Raw genomic sequence first — 20351 nt, 5'->3', positions numbered from 1 at the left:
TCAGGTCCGGCGCTTTTCCAGCACGAAGACGCCCTGTTCGCCGAACAGGTTCCAGAACCACCACGGCGCCTGCGAGAACAGCTTGCGGCCGCCGGCGTCGAGCGCATAGGCCTCGACGATCTCGGCATCGACCTCGCGCGTCAGCTCGACGAAGTCGCGGATGGTGCAGAAGTGGATGTTGGGCGTGTCGTACCAGGAATAGGGCAGATCCTCGGTCACCGGCATGCGGCCGAAGGCGAGGAACTGGCTGCGGATGCGCCAGTGGCCGAAGTTGGGGATCGACACGATCGCCCGCCGGCCGATGCGCAGCAGCTCTTCCAGCACGTGGCGCGGCCGGTTGGTCGCCTGCAGCGTCTGGGAGAGGATCACCAGATCGAAGCCGCCGTCGGGATAGGTCGCGAGGTCGGTGTCGGCGTCGCCCTGGATCACCGACAGGCCGCGGGCGACGCAGGCGTTGACGCCCTTCTGCGACAGTTCGATGCCGCGGCCGTCGATCCGCTTGGTGGCTTCCAGCCATTCGAGCAGGTTGCCGTCGCCGCAGCCGACGTCGAGGACGCGGGCGCCGGGCGGCACCAGTCCGCCGACCACGGCGAGGTCGACGCGGCTGGCGGGGACGGTGGGAACCTTGGGCGAAGCGACGTCGGCCATGTCGTGACCCCTCACAGTCCGCGCGCGCGGGCGGCGCTGTCGATGAAACCCGAGAGGATCGCGTGCATCTCCGGCTCGTCGAGCAGGAAGGCGTCGTGGCCGCGGTCGCTCTCGATCTCGGCGTAGGAGACCTTGGCGCCGGCGGCGGCGAGCGCATGGACGATGGTGCGGCTGTCGCGGGTGGGAAACGCCCAGTCGGTGGTGAAGCTCATGACGCAGAAGCGGGTCTTCGTGCCGCGGAAGGCATTGGCCAGCACCCCGCCGTGGTCGCCGGCCAGGTCGAAATAGTCCATGGCGCGCGAGACGTAGAGGTAGGAATTGGCGTCGAAGCGATCGACGAAGCTCGAGCCCTGATGGCGCAGATAGCTTTCGATCTGGAAGTCGCCGTCGAAGCCGAAGCCGAGCCGGTCGCGGTCCTGCAGGCGGCGGCCGAACTTCTGGTGCAGCGACACTTCCGACATGTAGGTGATGTGGGCGGCCATGCGCGCCACCGACAGGCCCTTGCGCGGGAAGGTGCCCTCGTCGAGATAGCGGCCCTCGCGCCAGTCGGGATCGGCGACGACGGCCTGACGGCCGACCTCGTAGAAGGCGATGTTCTGGGCCGAGTGCGACGCGGCGGTGGCGATCGGCGCGGCGGCGAAGACGCGGTCCGGATAGGCGGACGCCCACTGCAGCACCTGCATGCCGCCCATCGAGCCGCCGGCGACGAGGAACAGATCCGGGATGCCGAGATGGTCGATCAGCGCCGCCTGGGCGCGCACCATGTCGGCGATGGTGATCACCGGCAGGTCGAGGCCCCAGGCGCGGCCGGTCGCCTCGTTGGTCGAGGCCGGTCCCGTGGTGCCCATGCAGCCGCCGAGCACGTTCGACGAGATCACGAAGAATCGATCGGTGTCGATCGGCTTGCCGGGGCCGACCACCAGATCCCACCAGCCCGGCTTGCCGGTCAGCGGGTGGGTGGAGGCGGCATATTGATCGCCGGTCAGGGCGTGGCAGACGAGAACGGCGTTCGACTTCGCTTCGTTCAGCGTGCCGTAGGTCTCGTAGGCGATCTGCCAGGGGGCGAGCGTGATGCCGCCGTCGAGCACCAGCGGGTGCTCGGCGCCGAAACGGGCGACGCGGCTCGCCGGTTCGTCGGCCATGCGGCGGCGGGCGGTCGCGGTGGCCTCTTCCGCGGTCTCGGTCGCGTCGGTGGTCGCGCTCATCTCAGGTCGTCTCTCGTCGAAGCGGACGAAAGGGATGGGCGGGCAGGGCGATCCTGTCAATGTTTTCTTTGATTTCGCCGCGGCGCGCGCCTATGAAGACCCCCGACTTGGAACGATCGCGAGGGGCGGCTTCGGCCATGACCGAGACGATGGACGCGGCGAGCCGGCTCGCCGGGCTGCGCAAGGAAATCGACTCCATCGACGAAGAGGTGCACCGCCTTCTCGTGGCGCGGTCGGCCATCATCGACGAGTTGATCAAGGTGAAGGGCACCGCCGTCACCGGCGCCGCCTTCCGCCCGGCCCGCGAGGCCGACATGATGCATCGCCTCGTCGATCGCCATCGCGGCATCCTGCCGATCGTCACGGTCGAGCACATCTGGCGCGAGATCGTCTCGACCTTCACCTTCCTGCAGGCCCATTACGAGGTCTACATGGACGGCGGTCGCGATCCGGTCGCCATGCGCGATCTCGCCCGCTTCTATTTCGGCTTCACCGTTCCGGCCCATCTCGAGAGCGGCCCCGACGAGGTGATCGCCGCGGTCGCCCGCTCGGTGTCGGATCTCGGCATCGTCCAGCTCGCCCAGCCGAGCTGGGTCGGTCCGTGGTGGACGAAGCTCGGCGGCGACGGCCCGCGCATCATCGCGCGCCTGCCCTTCATCGTCTTCGACGGCCGCGTCGCCGACCTGCCGGCGCTGGTCGTCTCCAATCCGATCTCGGAAGTCGTCGGGCCGGAAGTGCTGACCCATGCCTTCACCGGCGTCGGCGACCGCGATCCGACCGACGCGCTGACGTCCGAAGGCTTCGAGATGCTCGCCCGTCACGACGAGGGACCGCGCGCCGAGTTCCTGGTGGCGGCGCCGGCCGAGACGCCGGTCGAGGCGATCGTCGCGGCCTTTGCCCGCGCCTCGGTCGAAGTGCGCGATCCCCGCCTCGTCGGCGGCTATCCGCGCCCCATTCGACACCGCGGGCCGAGTGCGGCAACGCCCTGAGGCGCGCGCTCGGCGATCGATCGAACCCGACCGTTTTTCCCTTTCGACGAGACATCCCATGACCAACGACAAGATCCGCTCCGAGCGCCCCGTTCCGCGCGCCGGCGTTCTCGACATCGCCGCCTACGTCCCCGGCAAGTCCAAGGCGACGGGCGGGGCGAAGCTGCACAAGCTCTCCTCCAACGAGACGCCGCTCGGCGCGAGCCCGAAGGCGATCGAGGCCTACAAGGCCCAGGCCGGGACCCTCGAGCTCTATCCCGACGGTTCGGCCAGCGCGCTGCGCGAGGCGATCGGCAAGGTCTACGGCCTCGATCCCGACCGCATCGTCTGCGGCAACGGCTCCGACGACCTGCTGCACCTCCTGACCGCGGCCTATGTCGGCGAGGGCGACGAAGGCCTCTATTCGCAGTACGGCTTCCTCGTCTATCCGATCGCCATCAAGGCGGCGGGCGGGCGTCCGGTGGTCGCGCCGGAGAAGAACCTGACGGTCGACGTCGACGCGCTGCTGGCGGCGGTGACGGAGAAGACGCGGATCGTCTTCCTCGCCAATCCGTCGAACCCGACCGGCACCTACATTCCCTTCGACGAGGTGAAGCGCCTCCAGGCCGGTCTGCCGAAGTCGGTGCTGCTGGTGCTCGACGCGGCCTATGCCGAATATGTCCGGCGCAACGACTACGAGGCGGGCGTCGAGCTCGTGTCGTCGTCCGACAACGTCGTGATGTGCCGCACCTTCTCCAAGATCCACGGCCTCGCCGGCCTGCGTCTCGGCTGGATGTACGGCCCCGAACACGTCGTCGACGCGGTCAACCGCATCCGCGGCCCCTTCAACGTCAATGCCGCGGCGCTCGCCGCCGGCGTGGCGGCGATCGAGGACAAGGCCCATGCGGCGGCGGCCGGCGACCACAACGAGATCTGGCTGCCGAAGGTGACCAAGGCGCTGGAAGGCCTCGGCCTCTCGGTCGCGCCGTCGGTCGGCAACTTCATCCTGATCGCCTTCCCCGACCGCGACGGAAAGCGGGCGCCCGACGCCGATGCCTTCCTGCAGTCGCGCGGCATCGTCGTGCGGCGGATGGAGGCCTACGGCCTGCCGAACTCGCTGCGCATGACGATCGGATCCGAAGAAGCCAACGAGGCGACGATCGCCGCGCTGGCCGACTTCCTGAAGGGGTGAGACGATGACCGGTGCCGAACAGGACAAGCCGATCTTTCGCCGTCTCGCCCTGATCGGCATCGGTCTCATCGGCTCCTCGATCGCGCGGGGCGCGCGGGCGAAGGGGCTGGTGGGCGAGATCGTGATCTCGACCCGGCGGGCCGAGACGCTGGCGCGCGCCCGCGAACTGGGTCTCGGCGACGCCTACGAGGCCGATCCGGCCAAGGCGGTCGAGGGCGCCGACTGCGTCATCGTCTCGGTGCCGGTCGGTGCCTCGGGCGCGGTGGCGGCGGCGATCGCCGATCATCTGGCGCCGGGCGCGATCGTCTCCGACGTCGGCTCGGTCAAGGCCGACGTGGTGCGCCAGATGGCGCCGCATCTGCCGGCCCACGCGCGCTTCGTGCCGGCCCATCCGGTCGCCGGTACCGAGCACTCCGGCCCGGACGCCGGCTTCGCCGAGCTGTTCGAGAACAAGTGGTGCATCGTCACGCCGCCGGAAGGCGCCGACGCCGACGCGGTCGAGACGCTGGTCGCCTTCTGGAAGGCGCTCGGCTCCAAGGTCGAGACGATGACGCCGGAGCACCACGACATGGTGCTCGCCATCACCTCCCACATCCCCCACCTCATCGCCTACAACATCGTCGGCACCGCCGCCGATCTGGAGACGGTGACGGAATCGGAAGTGATCAAGTTCTCGGCCGGCGGCTTCCGCGACTTCACCCGCATCGCGGCCTCGGACCCGACGATGTGGCGCGACGTCTTCCTGTACAACCGCGAGGCGGTGCTGGAGATGCTCGGGCGCTTCATCGAGGATCTGTTCGTGCTGCAGCGGGCGGTGCGCTTCGGCGACGGCGAGACGCTGTTCGACCACTTCACGCGGACGCGCAAGATCCGTCGCGAGATTCTCGACATCGGTCAGGACACGGCGGCGCCTGACTTCGGCCGTTCGCCGAAGAAGGACTGAGGCGGAGGCGGGCGAGCGGCCCGCCGTCAGCCCCGCGTGCCGAACTTCTTGCGTGCCTCGGCGGCGGCCCAGGCGGCGCGGGCCTGTTCGTCGGGCATGCGGCCGTGCGAGGCGCACCACAGCATGAAGGAGGCGGCGTCGAAGCGGATGCGCACGACCTTGTCGCCCTTCGCCGTCACGTCGCGCTCGATCTGCCGCGCGGCGACCAGCCACTCGTCGAACGTGTCGAACAGGACGTCGGGGTCGGCCATCAGCGAACGGGCGTCCTGGTAGGACTCGCGGCGGAACCAGCAGAAACCGATGATGCGGGGGCGGTTCGCGTCGTTCGCGGGCTTGGTCATGGAATCGTCCGTCAGGTTGGAGCGCCGAGCGCTTCGCCGGCTTTACCGCTCCGCGCCCGACGAAGCAACGCCCGCGCGCCGTTTTCCGGCGAACGGGCGTCGAAGAATGGGCAGAGATCGGCTCGGTGGATCAGGTCGTCTGCCGATCGGCTCGGCCGATCAGATGGTCTGATTGTAGGCGCCGACTTCCGGGTTCTCGCGCAGCACGGCGTCCATGGCGTGGAACATGTCGCGGTAGCGCGCCTCGGAGACCGGGCTCTCGATGACGACGACCAGCTCCGGCTTGTTCGACGACACGCGGATCAGGCCCCAGGTGCCGTCGTCGGTCGTCACCCGAATGCCGTTGACGGTGTTGACCTCGACGATCGGGTGACCGGCGAGTGTCTCGCCCTTCTCCCTCATCGCCGTCAGCCGGGCGATCACCCTGTCGCAGACGGCGTATTTGATCTCGTCGTCGCAGTGGGGCGACATGGTCGGCGAGGACCAGGTCTTGGGCAGCGCTTCGCGTAAGCCCGACATCTTCTTCCCCGGATTGCGGTCGAGCATGTCGAGGATGGCGATCGCCGAGACGAAGCCGTCGTCGTAGCCCCGCCCGATCGGGGCGTTGAAGAAGTAGTGGCCCGACTTCTCGAACCCGGCGAGCGCGCCGAGCTCGTTGACGCGGCGCTTGATGTAGCTGTGGCCGGTCTTCCAGTAGTCGGTCGTCACGCCGAGGGCCTGCAGCTCCGGATCGGTGTGGTAGAGGCCGGTCGACTTGACGTCGACGACGAAGGTCGGCTTCGCATGGACCTTGGCGAGGTCGCGGGCGAGCATGACGCCGACCTTGTCGGCGAAGATCTCGTCGCCGGCGTCGTCGATCACACCGCAGCGGTCACCGTCGCCGTCGAAGCCGAGGCCGACGTCGGCGCCGGTCCTCAGCACCTCGTCGCGGATGGCATGAAGCATCTTCATGTCTTCCGGGTTCGGGTTGTAGCGCGGGAAGGAGTGGTCGAGCTCGCAGTCCAGCGGGACGACCTCGGCCCCGAGGCCGGTGAGGATCTTCTCGGCGAAGGCGCCGGCGGTGCCGTTGCCGCAGGCCGCGACCACCTTGATCGGGTGCTTCAGCTTCGGACGGTCGGTCAGATCGGCGACGTAGCGGTCGGGGAAGGCCTCGACGAAGCGATAGGCGCCGCCGCCGGTCAGGTCGAACTCGGCGGCGAGCACGATCGCCTTCAGCGCCGTCATCTCCTCCGGGCCGAAGGTGAGGGGGCGGTGCATGCCCATCTTCACGCCGGTCCAGCCGTTCTCGTTGTGCGAGGCGGTGACCATGGCGACGGCCGGCACGTCGAGGGCGAACTGGGCGAAATAGGCCATCGGCGTGATGCAGAGGCCGATGTCGTGGACGGTGCAGCCCGCCGCCATCAGGCCGGTGGTCAGCGCCAGCTTGATCGAGGCGGAATAGGACCGGTAGTCGTGGCCGACGACGATCTCGCGCTTGACCCCGAGGCGGCCGAGCAGCGTGCCCAGACCCATGCCGAGGGCCTGGACGCCCATCAGGTTGATCTCCTTGCCGAAGATCCAGCGCGCGTCGTACTCGCGGAAGCCGGTCGGCTTCACCATCGCCGAGGACTCGTAGTCGTAGGTGTTGGGGACGAGCAGCGGCTTCGGGGTCGGGAACATGGGGCGCGGGGTCCTTGGCGGTCGGAGGCGGACGAAGGGCGGCGGATGGGGCGGGAGGCACCCGTCGGACGACGGAAAACCTCTAGCCGAGGAAGGTTACGATCGCATTGCGCCGGCCCCGCCGGGCAGCGCGATCGCCGTGCCGTCGAGGTGGAGCGCGATGGTGTCGCCGTCGCGCAGCAGGCGCCAGCGACGGAGCGAGGGATGGGCGGGCTCGTCGGGTGCCGGCGTGCCGGCGACGATCACCGGCAGATCGACCGGGCCGAAGGGCGCGACGTCGCGGTGGAGGACCGTCGCGGTGCCGGCGTCGAGCCCGTCGTCGAGGCCGACGAGGCGGCAGGCGGCACCGGCGGAAAGCGCCGCGAGCGGGGCGATCAGGCTCTCGAGCGAGGCCGTGGTCTCGCGCGCGGCGAGCGTGTCGTCGCGGCCGAGGCCGAAGAGCGCCGGCAGTTCGACGAGCAGGGCGGCGAGGCGGCCGTGGTCGACGTGGAAGACGCGGATGCGGCCGTCGTCGGCGTCGCGGGCGACGAGCGCGAGGCAGGGCATGTCGCGATCGATGCGGCGGCGGTCGCGGCCGACGAGGCGGACGGCGGAGAGCCCGTCGAGCGTCTCGTCGAGACGCGGATAGGCCATGTCGTGAGGCCCGTGGACCCAGACCTCGCAAGGGTGCCCCATGTGGCGGGCGGCGGCCTCGAAGAGCGGCAGCAGGGCACCTTCGACCACCAGACGGCGCGGCTTCAGCGCGTCGATCGCCCGGGCGACGTCTTCGGCGTCGAGCGACGGGTCGACCAGCGTCGGCACCGCGGCAACGCCCGAGAGGCCGAGCCAGGCGGCGGTGCGCTCCGGACGGGCGGAGAAGAACAGCGCGACCGGCTCGGCACTGCCGACGCCCTGGACGATGGCGAAGCGGCTCCAGCGGTTGGCGCGCTCGTAGAGCTCGCGGAAGGAGAGGGTTTCCTCCGTTCCGATCAGGGCGGGACGCTCGCGCCCGGCGGCGGCCCATTCCTCGACCTCGTCGCGCAGGGCGCGGCCTTCGGCGGCGGCGGCCTCGAGGCGGCGCTCGACGGCGGCGCGTTCGCGGTCGGCCTTCCAGGCGCCGATCCATTCGCCGATGCGCTTCACGGGCGATCTCCGGCGGGCGATCCGGCCGCATTGCGTGCGGCGCCCGGCTCATCTAGAGGGGCAGGGGCGAGGCGCGAGGAGGCGGCCATGAGCGATGCGACGGAACGGGTGCTCGATCTCGTCGGGCTGCACTGTCCGCTGCCGGTCATCAAGACCCGGCGGGCGTTGGCGCCGCTCGACGTCGGGGCGCGCTTGACCGTCCGTGCCTCCGACCCGCTCGCCGATCTCGACATTCCCCACATGTGCGCCGAGGACGGCCACAGGCTGGTCGCGCGCGAGCAGGACGGCAGGGTGCTGGTCTTCGTGATCGAGCGCGGGGACGGCACCCGCCCGGCGACGGTCACGACGGACGACCGAACGAGCCGCTGAAGCCCGAGATCGACAGCGGGTTGTCGGTCATCGCCTGTCGATCCGGCGTGTCGGGCGCCAGTTCGCCGGCGAAGGCGTCGAACATGCGCTTGACGAAGGCCTCTTCGAGATCGCGGGTGATGAAGACCAGCCGGGTGCGGCGGTCGTCGTCGGGCCAGCGCTCGAGCTGGGCGATCGGGTGGACGACGTGCTGGACGGCGTGGATGACGAGCGGCCGCTCGGGATCCTCGATCAGCCGCACCACGCCCTTGACGCGCAGCAGCTTGGGCCCGTGCGCGGCGCGCAGCAGCTCGAGGAACATGTCGAGGCTCGCCGCCGACAGGGCGCGATCGGTCGCCAGACAGAAGGCGCGGATGTGATCGTCGTGGCGGTTGGCGTCGTGATGGTGGCCGTGATCGTGATCATGGTCGTGATCGCAGTCGGGGCCGCAGACGTGGTCGTCGTCGCCGTGGTCATGCCCGTGATCGTGGTCATGCCCATGGTCGTGATCGTGGTGGCGATGGGCCTTGGCCTCGGCGCGGCGGCGTTCGGCCTCGCGGTCGCGGAAGGCCTCCTCGGCGAGCCAGCGGGCGACGTCGGCGGTCTTGGTGTCGGGGCGCCAGAGGCCGGTCTCGAGCAGGGCGGCGGGCGCCGCCTCGCCCTTGGCGGCGTCGAGCTGCGGCGCGGCGGGGGCGAGGATCCTGAGACGCGTCTTCAGCGCGACGAGGCCGGCGCGGCGCTCGGGCGTGTCGCAGAGGTCGGACTTGGTGATGACCAGCCGATCGGCGACGGCGGCCTGTTTCACCGCCTCTTCCTGGGCGTCGAGCGTCGCCATGCCGTTGACCGCGTCGACCAGGGTGACGACGCCGTCGAGCCGGTAGCGGCGCACCAGATAGGGGTGGCGCATCACGGTGTGGAGGATCGGCGCCGGGTCGGCGAGGCCGGTCGTCTCGATGACGACGCGGCGCAGCGCCGAAAGGCGGCCGTTGTCGAGGCGCTTCAGCAGGTCCTCGAGGGTGGCGACGAGATCGCCGCGGATGGTGCAGCAGAGGCAGCCGGAGGACAGTTCGACGACGCCGTCGTCGGCGCGCTCGACCAGCACGTGGTCGATGCCGATCTCGCCGAACTCGTTGACGATCACCGCCGTCTCGGCCATCGCCGGATCGGTGAGCAGACGGTTCAGCAGTGTCGTCTTGCCGGCGCCGAGGAAGCCGGTGATGACCGTCAGCGGGATCGGTTCGGGCGGTCTGCGCGTGGCGGGCTCGGTCATCGGTCGGGTCCTCGGGTGTGAAGCGGGCTGATCAGTTCGCCGGCTTCTTCTTCGGCGGCTCGAGATTCTGCGGCGGGGCGCCGGGGCCGGCCTTGGGCTTGGCGGCCGTGCTCACCTTGGGGGCCGGCTTCGGCGCCGGCTTGGCCGCGGCGGCCTTGGCGGGCTTCTCCGGTTCCGGTGTCTTCGGCCGCGCCGCGACGGCGGCGGGCTTGGGCGCCGGTTTGGCGGCGGCGGGTTTGCCGGGTGTGCCGAGCGGCAGCGGTTTGCCGTCGGCGGGCGGCAGCGCCGCCTCGAGGCCGCCGGTCGACTTCGGCCGGATCGCGCCCATCGCCGCCGCGGCGGGCATGGCGGCGGTGGCGGTCGGGGCACCGCCGCCGGGCACGGCGAAGAGCAGCGCACGGGCATTGGCGGGATCGGGGGCGAGCGCCAGCATCGAGGTGCCGGCGGGGGCGTCCTCGATGGTGCCGACCCAGACGCGCACCGGCGGGCCGGGCTCGAAGCGTTCGGTGAGGTAGGAGGTGCGCGGCTGGTGCTGTTCGGAGCCGGGGCGGATCACCGCGCCGGGGTCCTGCCGACCGTTGCTCGCCTCGATGCGGCCGAGCTCTTCGGGGTCGGGCGGATCGGCGCGCTTCGGCCCGCAGATCTCCTTCTTGACGTCGCGTACCGGGTTGCCGGCCTCGGCGCCGCGCGCCATGCGATCGAGCGTCTCGTGGGTGGAGAAGCCCCCGAAGAGGCTGCCGCCCGAGCCTTCGAAGCCGCGGGTGAAGAGTTCGGCGGCGAGTTCGGCGCGCTGGCGGGCCGAGCGCGAGCCGAGCACCACGGCGACGAGCCGGCGATTGCCGCGCGTCGCCGAGGCGACCACGTTGAAGCCCGACGAGCAGATGAAGCCGGTCTTCATGCCGTCGGCGCCGGGGAAGTGGTCGATCAGGTGATTGTGGTTGCGGATGACCTCGTTGCCGAGCTGGATGCCCGGCAGGTGCCACAGTTCCTCGGCCTCGGGGAACTCGTGCAGCAGGGCGCGGGCGAGCAGGCCGAGATCGCGGGCGGTCGTCACCTGACCGGCGTCGGGCAGACCGTGCGGATTGTTGAAGTGGGTCGCGTTCATGCCGAGCAGGCGCGCCTGCCGGTTCATCTCGGCGACGAAGGCCTCCTTGGAGCCGCCGACGGCTTCGGCGAGTGCCCAGGAGACGTCGTTGGCCGACTTCACCATGATGATCTTCAGGGCGTTGTCGACGGTCACCACCTGGCCGGCGGCGAAGCCCATCTTGCTCGGCGGCTGACGGGTGGCGGTCGGCGTCATGGTGACGAGCGAGGCCGGGGTGATGCGGCCGGCGCGGATCGCCTGGAGCGTCACCCAGGTCGTCATCAGCTTGGTGACGGAGGCGGGATACCACGCCTGATCGGCGTTGTGGCGGGCGACGACCTCGCCGCTCGAGGCGTCGAAGACCAGCCAGGCGCCGGCGCTCGGTGCGGCGACGGCGGGCATCGCGATACCCATCGTCAGCACGGCGAGAACGACGGCGGCGATGCGGCGCGGCGCGCTCTTTCGCGTCGGGACCGCGGCGGATGCGCCGGTCGTCGTGGTGGGGCTCATCACGGCTCTCTGCTTCTGGCGGCGACGGCGGCCGCAAATCCGGAACTCGTCACTCTCGATAACGCATTCGGCCACGCGGGGCCAAGGCGCGAGCGACATCGGGCATCGTCGAGTGGATACCGCGTCCACAGGTCGCGCCAAAATGCGACGACATCGGGGCGATCGGCGGGCGGGGACGGCGCAGTCCACGGGTTTCGTCCGGCCGCGTCCCGGTGTAACCGGAAGGACGAGGAGCCGCCGATGACCGAACCCGCCCAGACCGTCGAAGAGCCGATCGTGCTGCAGCGCGCCCGCGGACGCGCCGGCGTGTCCTTCAAGGCGGTCGACGGCGTCACCCGGCTCGACCGGCTGTTCCAGGAGGGGCAGGCGAAGATCCGCATCCCCAAGCCGCAGGCCGGCGAGGTGCCGACGGCGGTCGCCATCAACACCGGCGGCGGCATCGCCGGCGGCGACCGGATCGCCTGGCGTGTGACGATCGGCGCGGGGGCGCGGGCGGTCGTGACGTCGCAGGCGGCGGAGCGGGTCTATCGCACCTCTCGGACCGACGGTGAACTCTCCGGCGAGATCGACACCACGATCATGGTCGAGGCCGGCGGCCATCTCGACTGGCTGCCGCAGGAGACGATCCTGTTCGACGCCTCAGCCCTGTCGCGGCGGCTCGACGTGACGCTGGGGGCGGGGGCGACGGCGCTGCTCGTCGAGCAGATCGTGCTCGGCCGCGCCGCCATGGGGGAAGAGGTCGAGACCTGCCGCCTCGTCGATCGCTGGCGCATCCGCCGCGAGGGCCGGCTGGTCTTCGCCGACACGTTCCGCCTCGAGGGCGCGACGCGCACGATCCTCGCGGGGCGGGCGACCGGCGGGGGCGCGCGGGCCTTCGCCACCGTCGTCGTCGCCGATCCGGCGGCGGAGGCGCGGCTCGACGGCATCCGCGCGGTGCTGGAGGCCGGCACCTGCGACGCCGGGGCGAGCGCCTTCGACGGGCTGGTGGTGGTGCGGCTCGCGCATCCTTCCGCGATGGCGCTGCGATCCGAACTCGTCCGCCTGGTTCTGCACATTCGGCAGGCAGAAATGCCGCGCGTCTGGTCTTGCTGACCGACCGCGCTCGATAGACACTGCCCGAAAGACGATCAGTCCCGATCCGCACGCGACGCGGCGGGCGCCCACGAAGGACCCTCCGGCGATGAACCTCACGCCCCGCGAAAAGGACAAGCTGCTGATTTCGATGGCGGCGATGGTGGCGCGACGCCGGCTGGAGCGGGGCGTGAAGCTCAATCATCCGGAAGCGATCGCGCTGATCTCCGACTTCGTGGTCGAAGGCGCGCGCGACGGCCGTTCGGTCGCCGAGCTGATGGAGGCCGGCGCCCACGTGATCGGCCGCGATCAGGTGATGGACGGCGTGCCGGAGATGATCCACGACATCCAGGTCGAGGCGACCTTTCCGGACGGCACCAAGCTCGTCACGGTCCACCACCCCATCCGCTGAGGTGTGAGGAAAGTCGCAGCCGAGGGGCGGCGGGGGCGTCAGACTCGCACCTTCCCCCTCGCAAGACGGAGACCGAGACATGCTCGAACTCAGACCCAACTGCGAATGCTGCGATCGCGACCTGCCGCCGGAAGCGACCGCCTACATCTGTTCCTTCGAATGCACCTGGTGCGCGACCTGCGCCGGCGAGGTGCTGAAGGGCGTCTGTCCCAACTGCGGCGGCGAGCTGGTGCGTCGCCCGGTGCGCCCGGCGGGCAAGCTCGCGAACAATCCGCCGTCGACGAAGCGCGTGCTGCGCGCCGAACCCTGTCCGCCGATCGCCGCCGAGTGAGGAGAGACCCATGATCCCCGGTGAAGTCATCCCCGCCGACGGCGAGATCGAGCTCAACGCCGGTCTTCCCGTCACCGAACTCGAGGTCGCCAACACCGGCGACCGACCGGTTCAGGTCGGCAGCCACTATCACTTCGCCGAGACCAATCCGGGCCTCGCCTTCGATCGCGCCGCGGCGCGCGGGCTGCGGCTCGACATTCCCGCCGGCACGGCGGTGCGTTTCGAGCCGGGGCAGACGCGGACGGTGCGGCTGGTGCCCTTCGGCGGCGCCCGCGTCGTCCACGGCTTCCGCGGCGACGTCGCCGGCGCCCTCTGACAACGCGAACGGACCGCCCGATGTCGATCTGGTTCCTCGTCGCCTTCGTCCTCACCAACATCTTCCTCGATCTGGCGCCGGGTTCGGCGGTCCAGCGGGTGGTGGCCGAAGGCATGGCCAAGGGGCTCTTCGGCGCCCAGGCGGCGATCCTCGGCGTGCTCGTCGCCGACTTCATCTGGTGCTTCCTGGCGATCTCGGCGCTGTTCACGGTGATGGAGACGGTGCCGCTGCTGCTCTACGGGGCGAAGTGGTTCGGCCTCGCCTGCCTCTTGGCGCTGCTCGCCCGGGCGCTCCGGATCGCGGTGGTCGGGCGCGGCGTCCACGTGGTGGCGCCTTGCGACCACGGGCGCGGATCGGCTTTCGACGCCTTCCGCTCGGCCTTCCTGATGCAGATGCGCCACCCGACCACGATGATCTTCTTCTTCGCGGTGCTCTCGGTCTTCGCCGGCTCGCGCGCGGGTTGGGAGATCCGCCTCGCCGATCTCGGTCTCTTCGCGGTGATCCTCGAGTGGCCGGTCTTCGCGCTCTACGCCTTCTGCGGCGCCGAGGCGGCGCGGGCGGCGGGCCGCCGCGGCACCAAGACGCTCCAGGAGGCGATCGCCTCGGTCTTCCTTCTCACCGCGACGGGCCTCGTCGCGACCCCTTCGGTTCCCGTCGAAAACAGGTGATGGCCCCATGTCCTTCAAGATGAACCGCGGCGCCTACGCCGACATGTTCGGCCCCACCGTCGGCGACAGGGTGCGCCTCGCCGACACCGACCTGATCGTCGAGGTGGAGAAGGACTTCACCACCTACGGCGAGGAGGTGAAGTTCGGCGGCGGCAAGGTGATCCGCGACGGCATGGGCCAGTCGCAGGTGTCGCGCGCCGGCGGCGCCGTCGACACGGTGATCACCAACGCGCTGATCATCGACGCCAGGCTCGGCGTGGTGAAGGCCGACGTCGGCCTGCGCGACGGCCGCATCGTCGGCATCGGCAAGGCCGGCAACCCGGACGTCCAGCCGGGCGTGGCGATCGTCGTCGGTCCGGGGACGGAGGCCATCGCCGGCGAGGGCAAGATCCTGACGGCGGGCGGCATCGACACCCACATCCACTTCATCGCCCCGCAGCAGATCGACGAGGCGCTGATGTCGGGCGTCACCACCATGCTCGGCGGCGGCACCGGGCCGGCGACCGGCACGGCGGCGACCACCTGCACCCCCGGCCCGTGGCATCTCGCCCGGATGTTCCAGGCGGCGGAAGCCTTCCCGATGAACCTCGCCTTCACCGGCAAGGGCAACGCCTCGCTGCCCGAGGCGCTGGCCGAACAGGTGGTGGCGGGTGCCTGCGGCCTCAAGCTGCACGAGGACTGGGGCACGACGCCGGCGGCGATCCGCAACTGCTTGAGCGTCGCCGACAAATACGACGTCCAGGTCGCGATCCACACCGACACGCTGAACGAATCGGGCTTCGTCGAGGACACGATCGCCGCCTTCGAGGGCCGGACGATCCATGCCTATCACTCCGAGGGTGCGGGCGGCGGCCATGCGCCGGACATCATCCGGGTCTGTGGCCTGCCCAACGTCATCCCGTCGTCGACCAATCCGACGCGGCCCTACACGCGCAACACGCTCGACGAACATCTCGACATGCTGATGGTCTGCCACCACCTCGACGGGTCGATCCCGGAGGACGTGGCCTTCGCCGAGAGCCGCATCCGGCGCGAGACGATCGCGGCGGAGGACATCCTGCACGATCTCGGCGCCTTCTCGATCATCTCCTCCGACAGCCAGGCCATGGGCCGCGTCGGCGAGGTGATCATCCGCACCTTCCAGACCGCCCACAAGATGAAGGTCCAGCGCGGCCGTCTCCCCGGCGAAGCGGGCGAGAACGACAATCTGCGCGTCCGCCGTTATCTGGCGAAGGTCACGATCAACCCGGCGGTGGCGCACGGGATGTCGAAGCACGTCGGCTCGATCGAGGTCGGCAAGTTCGCCGATCTGGTGCTGTGGTCGCCGGCCTTCTTCGGGGTGAAGCCGGATCTGGTGCTGAAGCTCGGCTCGATCGTGGCGGCGCCGATGGGCGATCCCAACGCCTCGATCCCGACGCCGCAGCCGGTCCACTACCGGCCGATGTTCGGCGCCTTCGGCAAGGCGGTGGCGGCGTCCTCGATCACCTTCGTGTCGCGGGCCGCCTGGACCGGCGGCATCGCCGAGAAGCTGTCGCTCGAATGCATCGTGCTGCCGGTCGAGGACTGCCGCTCGATCGGCAAGAAGGACATGGTGCTGAACGACGCCATGCCGGTGATCGAGGTCGATCCCGAGACCTACGAGGTGCGCGCCGACGGCGAGCTTCTCACCTGCGAACCGGCCGACGTCCTGCCGATGGCGCAGCGCTACTTCCTGTTCTGAGGTCGACCCCGAGGCCGGATGACCGGCCTCAGGCGCGCATGCGTTCGACGAAGGCGTCGGTCTCGGTGCGCAGGCGCTCGGCGGCGTCGGCGAGTTCGTCGGAGGCCGAGACCATGGACACCGCCGCCTCGTTGGCGAGGCGGGTGGCCGTGTCGACGGAACGGACGTTGTCGGCGACCGCCGAGGTGTCGCGGGTGGTGACCTCGATCGATCGGTTGATCTCGCGCGTCGCCGCGGTCTGCTCGGTCATCGCGCCGGAGACGGCGCCGACGATGTCGCCGATCTCGCCGACGGTCGCGGTGATGCCGCCGATCGCCGAGACCGCCGAATCGGTGGCGGCGCGGACGGCCTCGATCTGACGGGTGACCTCCTCGGTCGCCCGCGAGGTCTGGGCGGCCAGCGCCTTGACCTCCTGGGCGACGACGGCGAAGCCGCGGCCGGCCTCGCCGGCGCGCGCCGCCTCGATGGTCGCGTTGAGGGCGAGAAGGTTGGTCTGACCGGCGACCGCCTCGATCAGGCCGACGATCTCGCCGATGCGGCGGGTCGCCTGCGACAGGTCGGCGACGACGGCATTGGTGGTCTCGGCGCGGGCGACGGCGTCGCGGGAGACGGCGTCGACGCGCAGCATGCGTTCTTCGACCTGGCCGATGGCGTCGGCGAGCTGGCCGGCTGCGGTGGCGACGACACCGACGTTGCGGTCGGTGCGTTCCATCGCCTCGTTGGTCTCGCCCGAGCGACGACTGGCGTCGCGGGAGACGTCGTCGACGCGGCGGGCGTCGGTGCCGATGCGTTCGGCGGCGCGGCCGAGATTCTCCACCACCGAGGCGACGCGACGGGCGAAGTCGTCGGCGAGTTCGCGGCGTTCGCGACGGCGCTCGGCGCGCATGCGCTCCTCTTCGAGCGCCTTCTCGGCACGCATGCGTTCGCGCGCATCGATCGCTTCGCGGAAGACGTCGGTCGCCCGTGCCATCTCGCCGATCTCGTCGTCGCGTTCGACATGGGGGACGGTGACGCCGCGGCGGTCGCCGGCGAGGTCGCGCATGACGCCGGAGAGGGCCCCGATCGGGCCGACGACGCCGCGCAGCAGCGCCCAGCCGGCGAAGGCGGTGAGGAGCGACATGAAGCCCATGGCGACGGTGGCGGCGACGCCGGCGAAGAACTCGGCCGAGACCAGAGCGTCGAGGCTGGCGTGGGTCTCCTCGGCGGCCTTGCTCAGCATGTCCGCACGCACGGTCTGGAGTGCGGCGACCTGCTCGGACAGCGCCTCGGCGGCGGCGTCGAAGACCGGCATCATGGCATTGCCGGCGCCGGTGCCCTGGGCGGCATAGGCTTCGGCCATCTTGCGGCCGGTGGCGAAATAGGGCGCGAAGGCTCTGGTGACGTCGTCGAGTTCGGCGACGACGTCCTTGCGGTCGAGCCCCTCGGCGATGGCGCGGGCGGCGGCGACGTGAGCGCGGAAGTCGCCGGCGGACTTCTCCGCTTCCGCGAGCCCCTTGTCGAGCCCGTCCTCGCCGCGCGTGGCGGAATAGTCCTGCAGGAACTGCTGGACCTGGACGACGTCGCGCTCGAGGTCCTTGATCAGCCCGCCGAGCGGGGTGATCCGGGTCTCGATCAGCCGGTTCTGGTCGGCGACGGTTCGGGTCAGGCCCGAGGTCCTCTGCGACAGGGTGGCGAGCAGACCGACGGTGGCGAGATTGCCACAGACGAGGCAGGTGACGAATGCGAGCGTCTTCGTGCGAAGCGACAGGGCCACGGTGGTCCTCCGTCTTGTCCCGGATCACTCATGAGGCCGGCAAAAAAGTTGAAGAATCCTGACCGAGCGACCCGAAACGCGGCGATCTCTGCCGATCACGCCTGCGGCATCGGGCCTTGTCAGCCGGGCCGATCGGGGCGAATGTCGCCCTCCGGCCCGATCGGGCCTCCCCCTTCGCTCGAGGTCTCAATCGCATGATCCGCGCCACCAAGGTTCTTCCCGCCGGTACCTGGCCCTCCGCGCTCGCCCGCGACCGCGTCGTGCTCGACGTCGAGGAGCGCCGCCGCCGCCGCGGCGTGGCGATCGGCGAGAAGGGGATCGAGTTCCTCGTCGACCTCGCCGAGACGCCGGTTCTGGCCGACGGCGATGCCTTCGAGCTCGAGGACGGGCGCCTCGTCGCGGTGGTCGCGGCCCCCGAGAAGCTGGTCGAGTTCCGCGTCGCCGACGCCCATGCCTTCACCCGCATCGCCTGGCACCTCGGCAACCGCCACACGCCGACGCAGATCCTGCCCGGTGCGCTGCGGATCCGCGACGACTACGTGCTGGTCGAGATGGTCAAGAAGCTCGGCGGCGCGACGATCGGCTTCGTCGAGGCCCCCTTCGAACCGGAAGGCGGCGCCTACGGCCACGGCACGGTGACCGGTCACGCGCTCGCCCACGGCCATTCGCACGATCACGACCACGGGCATGATCACGACCACGACCACGATCATGGACACGGACATTCCCATCCCCATGCGCCGGCGGTGAGCGATCCGGAACTGGCGGCGGCGCTCGCCCGTCGCGCCGAACGCCGCGCTCGCCGTGCCCCCCATGTCCACGGTCCCGACTGCGGCCCGGACTGTGGCCACGACCATTCCCATGATCATGATCACGACCACGGTCATGGACACGATCACCACGGCCATGGTCATTCCCACGACCACGACCACGACCACGACCACGACCACGACCACGACCACGACCACGACCACGCGCATGGGCACGATCACGACCATGAGCATGGCCGCTGAGACGGGCGGGCGGGCCGATCCGGTCGGTGATCTCCTGACGTTGCAGGTCTGGCTGTCGCCGGCCTTTCCGGTCGGCGGCTTCACCTACAGTCACGGGCTGGAATGGGCGATCGAGGCCGGCGACGTCACGTCTGCCGCCGATCTCGAGGCCTGGCTCGGCGACGTGCTGGTCCACGGCGCCGGGCGGTCCGACGCGATCGTGCTGGTCGCCGCCCATCGCGCCGCGGCGGCGGACGATCTCGACCGGCTCGCCGAGGTACTCGAACTCGCCCACGCGCTGCAGCCGTCCAAGGAGCGGCGGCTGGAGGCGGGGGCGCAAGGCGCCGCCTTCGTCCGGGCGATCGCCGACACCTGGTCCGATCCGCGTTTCGAGGCGCTGACGACGGCGCTCGCGACGCGTTTCGCCAAGCCGGTCTGGCCGGCGGTGCCGTGGACCCATGCGGCGGCCGTCGGCGTGGCGGCGGCGGCCCACGGGCTCGACCCGGCCGAGGTGGCGCCGGCCTTTCTCCAGGCCTTCGCCGCCAACGTCATCTCCGCCGGCGTGCGCGCCGTGCCGCTCGGCCAGAGCGAGGGGCTCCGGGTGCTGCGCGCCCTCGCCCCCGTCGTTCGACGTATGGCGGACGCGGCGCTCTCGGCGACACTCGACGACGTGGGCGGTGCGGCGGTCCTCGCCGACATCGCCTCGATGCGTCACGAAACCCAGTACACGAGGCTCTTCCGCTCATGATCGTCTCGGGGCTTCTCGTCGTCGCGCTCGCCGCCGTCACCGCGTTGCACGTGCTCTGGGGGCTCGGCGGGACCTGGCCGGAGCGCGACGAGGCGGCACTGGCGCGACTGGTCGTCGGCGATCCGAAATGGGCGGGGATGCCGCCGCGCCCGCTGACGCTCGCCGTGGCGGCGGCTCTGACGGCACTGACCGTCCTGGCGGGGCTGCTCGCGGTGCGGCTCGGCGGGTGGCTCGATGGTCTCGTCACGCTCGTGGCGGTGCCGGTCGGGCTGGTGTTTCTGGCGCGCGGGTTCGTCACCTATACCGCGTGGTGGCGGCGCGTTCACGGGGTGGAGCCCTTCGCGACGCGCGACCGCTTCTTCTACGGACCACTGTCGGCGGCCCTCGGCGTCGGCTTCCTTCATCTCGTCGCGACGAGGATCTGAACGATGGCATCCAGCATGAACGGCCCCCTTCGCGTCGGCGTCGGCGGGCCCGTCGGATCCGGCAAGACGGCGCTGATGGACGCGCTGTGCAAGAAGCTCCGGCAGCGCTTCGATCTGGCGGCGATCACCAACGACATCTACACCCGCTGGGATGCCGACTATCTGGTGCGCTCCGGCGCGCTCGACGCCGATCGGATCATGGGGGTGGAGACCGGCGGCTGTCCGCACACGGCGATCCGCGAGGATGCCTCGATCAATCTCGCCGCGGTCGCCGAGATGCGGGCGCGCTTTCCCGATCTGGACCTGATCCTGATCGAGTCGGGCGGCGACAATCTCGCCGCCACCTTCTCGCCGGAACTCGCGGATCTGACGATCTACGTCATCGACGTCGCGGCGGGCGAGAAGATCCCGTCGAAGGGCGGGCCGGGCATCACCCGCTCCGATCTGCTCGTCATCAACAAGACCGATCTCGCACCGATGGTCGGGGCGAGCCTCGAGGTGATGGCGCGGGATGCCGAGCGAATGCGCGGCAAGCGGCCCTTCGTCTTCGCCAACATGAAGACCACCGACGGGCTCGAGGCGATCGCCGACTTCGTGATCACCCGCGGCGGTCTCGGGGCCTGAG

At 70.4% G+C, this 20351-nt stretch carries 22 protein-coding genes; 14 read left to right on the top strand and 8 right to left on the bottom strand.

The window, feature by feature from the left end:
- Nucleotides 1-648, bottom strand: a complete 648-nt coding sequence (gene metW, locus ACT541_RS00580) for a methionine biosynthesis protein MetW (protein WP_476133445.1) — start codon at nucleotides 646-648, stop codon at nucleotides 1-3.
- 11 nt (nucleotides 649-659) lie between these two features.
- Nucleotides 660-1853 carry a homoserine O-acetyltransferase MetX gene (gene metX, locus ACT541_RS00575; protein ID WP_476133443.1) on the bottom strand — a complete coding sequence of 398 codons (1194 nt, stop codon included), beginning with the start codon at nucleotides 1851-1853 and terminating at the stop codon, nucleotides 660-662.
- 137 nt (nucleotides 1854-1990) lie between these two features.
- Between metX and ACT541_RS00570 the strand changes: the two genes are divergently transcribed.
- The 3 genes from ACT541_RS00570 to ACT541_RS00560 are packed head-to-tail and all read left to right on the top strand — an operon-like array spanning nucleotide 1991 to nucleotide 4956.
- On the top strand, nucleotides 1991-2842 hold the full coding sequence (locus ACT541_RS00570; protein WP_476133441.1) for a chorismate mutase: 852 nt from the start codon (nucleotides 1991-1993) through the stop codon (nucleotides 2840-2842).
- A gap of 58 nt (nucleotides 2843-2900) precedes the next feature.
- Nucleotides 2901-4013, top strand: coding sequence for a pyridoxal phosphate-dependent aminotransferase (locus tag ACT541_RS00565; protein WP_476133440.1), 1113 nt, complete (start codon nucleotides 2901-2903; stop codon nucleotides 4011-4013).
- 4 nt (nucleotides 4014-4017) lie between these two features.
- On the top strand, nucleotides 4018-4956 hold the full coding sequence (locus ACT541_RS00560) for a prephenate/arogenate dehydrogenase family protein (protein WP_476133439.1): 939 nt from the start codon (nucleotides 4018-4020) through the stop codon (nucleotides 4954-4956).
- 26 nt (nucleotides 4957-4982) lie between these two features.
- On the opposite strand, the gene ACT541_RS00555 is transcribed toward ACT541_RS00560, so the two are convergent.
- From ACT541_RS00555 to ACT541_RS00545, 3 genes are all read right to left on the bottom strand, one after another.
- Entirely contained in the window at nucleotides 4983-5297 is a 315-nt protein-coding gene (locus ACT541_RS00555; RefSeq protein ID WP_476133437.1) for a hypothetical protein, read from the bottom strand.
- 159 nt (nucleotides 5298-5456) lie between these two features.
- Nucleotides 5457-6956: a phosphomannomutase/phosphoglucomutase gene (locus ACT541_RS00550; RefSeq protein WP_476133436.1), complete on the bottom strand. Its 1500-nt coding sequence runs from the start codon at nucleotides 6954-6956 to the stop codon at nucleotides 5457-5459.
- 96 nt (nucleotides 6957-7052) lie between these two features.
- Complete coding sequence (locus tag ACT541_RS00545) at nucleotides 7053-8078, bottom strand: AMP-binding protein (protein WP_476133435.1); 1026 nt, start codon at nucleotides 8076-8078, stop codon at nucleotides 7053-7055.
- Between the two features lie 87 nt (nucleotides 8079-8165).
- Between ACT541_RS00545 and ACT541_RS00540 the strand changes: the two genes are divergently transcribed.
- Nucleotides 8166-8447, top strand: a complete 282-nt coding sequence (locus ACT541_RS00540; protein ID WP_476133433.1) for a sulfurtransferase TusA family protein — start codon at nucleotides 8166-8168, stop codon at nucleotides 8445-8447.
- Here ACT541_RS00540 and ACT541_RS00535 read toward each other — a convergent pair.
- Together ACT541_RS00535 and ACT541_RS00530 are read right to left on the bottom strand one after the other, a co-directional pair.
- The gene (locus ACT541_RS00535; protein ID WP_476133432.1) at nucleotides 8419-9696 is read right to left on the bottom strand and encodes a CobW family GTP-binding protein; all 1278 of its coding nucleotides are present in this window, start codon (nucleotides 9694-9696) and stop codon (nucleotides 8419-8421) included. The genes ACT541_RS00540 and ACT541_RS00535 overlap by 29 nt on opposite strands.
- A gap of 31 nt (nucleotides 9697-9727) precedes the next feature.
- Nucleotides 9728-11290: a D-alanyl-D-alanine carboxypeptidase family protein gene (locus ACT541_RS00530; RefSeq protein ID WP_476133430.1), complete on the bottom strand. Its 1563-nt coding sequence runs from the start codon at nucleotides 11288-11290 to the stop codon at nucleotides 9728-9730.
- Between the two features lie 240 nt (nucleotides 11291-11530).
- Between ACT541_RS00530 and ACT541_RS00525 the strand changes: the two genes are divergently transcribed.
- The 6 genes from ACT541_RS00525 (at nucleotide 11531) to ureC (ending at nucleotide 15808) form a co-directional block, all read left to right on the top strand.
- Nucleotides 11531-12382 carry an urease accessory protein UreD gene (locus tag ACT541_RS00525; RefSeq protein WP_476133428.1) on the top strand — a complete coding sequence of 284 codons (852 nt, stop codon included), beginning with the start codon at nucleotides 11531-11533 and terminating at the stop codon, nucleotides 12380-12382.
- Between the two features lie 88 nt (nucleotides 12383-12470).
- Nucleotides 12471-12773, top strand: a complete 303-nt coding sequence (locus ACT541_RS00520; protein ID WP_476133427.1) for an urease subunit gamma — start codon at nucleotides 12471-12473, stop codon at nucleotides 12771-12773.
- A 79-nt stretch (nucleotides 12774-12852) separates the two neighbouring features.
- Nucleotides 12853-13104 (top strand): DUF1272 domain-containing protein, encoded by a 252-nt coding sequence (locus ACT541_RS00515; protein WP_476133425.1) that lies wholly within the window; start codon nucleotides 12853-12855, stop codon nucleotides 13102-13104.
- A 10-nt stretch (nucleotides 13105-13114) separates the two neighbouring features.
- The gene (locus tag ACT541_RS00510; RefSeq protein WP_476133423.1) at nucleotides 13115-13420 is read left to right on the top strand and encodes an urease subunit beta; all 306 of its coding nucleotides are present in this window, start codon (nucleotides 13115-13117) and stop codon (nucleotides 13418-13420) included.
- Nucleotides 13421-13440: 20 nt separating this feature from the next.
- The gene (locus ACT541_RS00505) at nucleotides 13441-14088 is read left to right on the top strand and encodes a LysE family translocator (protein WP_476133421.1); all 648 of its coding nucleotides are present in this window, start codon (nucleotides 13441-13443) and stop codon (nucleotides 14086-14088) included.
- Nucleotides 14089-14095: 7 nt separating this feature from the next.
- Entirely contained in the window at nucleotides 14096-15808 is a 1713-nt protein-coding gene (gene ureC, locus ACT541_RS00500) for an urease subunit alpha (protein WP_476133420.1), read from the top strand.
- 28 nt (nucleotides 15809-15836) lie between these two features.
- Here the strand turns inward: ureC and ACT541_RS00495 are convergent, their stop codons facing one another.
- Nucleotides 15837-17561, bottom strand: coding sequence for a methyl-accepting chemotaxis protein (locus ACT541_RS00495; protein ID WP_476133419.1), 1725 nt, complete (start codon nucleotides 17559-17561; stop codon nucleotides 15837-15839).
- 194 nt (nucleotides 17562-17755) lie between these two features.
- Between ACT541_RS00495 and ACT541_RS00490 the strand changes: the two genes are divergently transcribed.
- From ACT541_RS00490 to ureG, 4 genes are read left to right on the top strand one after another with little or no spacing between them, the layout of a single operon-like run.
- Nucleotides 17756-18574, top strand: coding sequence for an urease accessory protein UreE (locus ACT541_RS00490; protein ID WP_476133418.1), 819 nt, complete (start codon nucleotides 17756-17758; stop codon nucleotides 18572-18574).
- Nucleotides 18564-19301: an urease accessory protein UreF gene (locus tag ACT541_RS00485; protein WP_476133417.1), complete on the top strand. Its 738-nt coding sequence runs from the start codon at nucleotides 18564-18566 to the stop codon at nucleotides 19299-19301. The genes ACT541_RS00490 and ACT541_RS00485 overlap by 11 nt, the downstream gene beginning before the upstream one ends.
- Nucleotides 19298-19726, top strand: coding sequence for a DUF3995 domain-containing protein (locus tag ACT541_RS00480; RefSeq protein WP_476133416.1), 429 nt, complete (start codon nucleotides 19298-19300; stop codon nucleotides 19724-19726). Before ACT541_RS00485 ends, ACT541_RS00480 begins: the two co-directional genes overlap by 4 nt.
- Nucleotides 19727-19729: 3 nt before the next feature.
- Nucleotides 19730-20350 (top strand): urease accessory protein UreG, encoded by a 621-nt coding sequence (gene ureG / locus ACT541_RS00475; protein WP_476133415.1) that lies wholly within the window; start codon nucleotides 19730-19732, stop codon nucleotides 20348-20350.
- Nucleotide 20351 lies beyond the last annotated feature (1 nt).

The sequence above is a fragment of the Pinisolibacter sp. DMC100 genome, assembly GCF_056313705.1.
The sequence above is the reverse complement of the archived record's forward strand: the minus strand, read 5'-3'. Positions and strand labels throughout refer to the sequence as shown.

Bases quoted from the DNA above. Each gene is read 5' to 3' on its own strand.
- ACT541_RS00510 (WP_476133423.1), top strand. From the start codon at position 13,115: ATGATCCCCGGTGAAGTCATCCCCGCCGACGGCGAGATCGAGCTCAAC.
- ACT541_RS00565 (WP_476133440.1), top strand. From the start codon at position 2,901: ATGACCAACGACAAGATCCGCTCCGAGCGCCCCGTTCCGCGCGCCGGC.
- ACT541_RS00550 (WP_476133436.1), bottom strand. From the start codon at position 6,956: ATGTTCCCGACCCCGAAGCCGCTGCTCGTCCCCAACACCTACGACTAC.
- ACT541_RS00560 (WP_476133439.1), top strand. From the start codon at position 4,018: ATGACCGGTGCCGAACAGGACAAGCCGATCTTTCGCCGTCTCGCCCTG.
- ACT541_RS00535 (WP_476133432.1), bottom strand. From the start codon at position 9,696: ATGACCGAGCCCGCCACGCGCAGACCGCCCGAACCGATCCCGCTGACG.
- ureG (WP_476133415.1), top strand. From the start codon at position 19,730: ATGGCATCCAGCATGAACGGCCCCCTTCGCGTCGGCGTCGGCGGGCCC.
- ACT541_RS00525 (WP_476133428.1), top strand. From the start codon at position 11,531: ATGACCGAACCCGCCCAGACCGTCGAAGAGCCGATCGTGCTGCAGCGC.
- ureC (WP_476133420.1), top strand. From the start codon at position 14,096: ATGTCCTTCAAGATGAACCGCGGCGCCTACGCCGACATGTTCGGCCCC.
- ACT541_RS00505 (WP_476133421.1), top strand. From the start codon at position 13,441: ATGTCGATCTGGTTCCTCGTCGCCTTCGTCCTCACCAACATCTTCCTC.
- ACT541_RS00570 (WP_476133441.1), top strand. From the start codon at position 1,991: ATGACCGAGACGATGGACGCGGCGAGCCGGCTCGCCGGGCTGCGCAAG.
- ACT541_RS00490 (WP_476133418.1), top strand. From the start codon at position 17,756: ATGATCCGCGCCACCAAGGTTCTTCCCGCCGGTACCTGGCCCTCCGCG.
- ACT541_RS00540 (WP_476133433.1), top strand. From the start codon at position 8,166: ATGAGCGATGCGACGGAACGGGTGCTCGATCTCGTCGGGCTGCACTGT.
- metX (WP_476133443.1), bottom strand. From the start codon at position 1,853: ATGAGCGCGACCACCGACGCGACCGAGACCGCGGAAGAGGCCACCGCG.
- ACT541_RS00530 (WP_476133430.1), bottom strand. From the start codon at position 11,290: ATGAGCCCCACCACGACGACCGGCGCATCCGCCGCGGTCCCGACGCGA.
- ACT541_RS00485 (WP_476133417.1), top strand. From the start codon at position 18,564: ATGGCCGCTGAGACGGGCGGGCGGGCCGATCCGGTCGGTGATCTCCTG.
- metW (WP_476133445.1), bottom strand. From the start codon at position 648: ATGGCCGACGTCGCTTCGCCCAAGGTTCCCACCGTCCCCGCCAGCCGC.
- ACT541_RS00515 (WP_476133425.1), top strand. From the start codon at position 12,853: ATGCTCGAACTCAGACCCAACTGCGAATGCTGCGATCGCGACCTGCCG.
- ACT541_RS00520 (WP_476133427.1), top strand. From the start codon at position 12,471: ATGAACCTCACGCCCCGCGAAAAGGACAAGCTGCTGATTTCGATGGCG.
- ACT541_RS00480 (WP_476133416.1), top strand. From the start codon at position 19,298: ATGATCGTCTCGGGGCTTCTCGTCGTCGCGCTCGCCGCCGTCACCGCG.
- ACT541_RS00555 (WP_476133437.1), bottom strand. From the start codon at position 5,297: ATGACCAAGCCCGCGAACGACGCGAACCGCCCCCGCATCATCGGTTTC.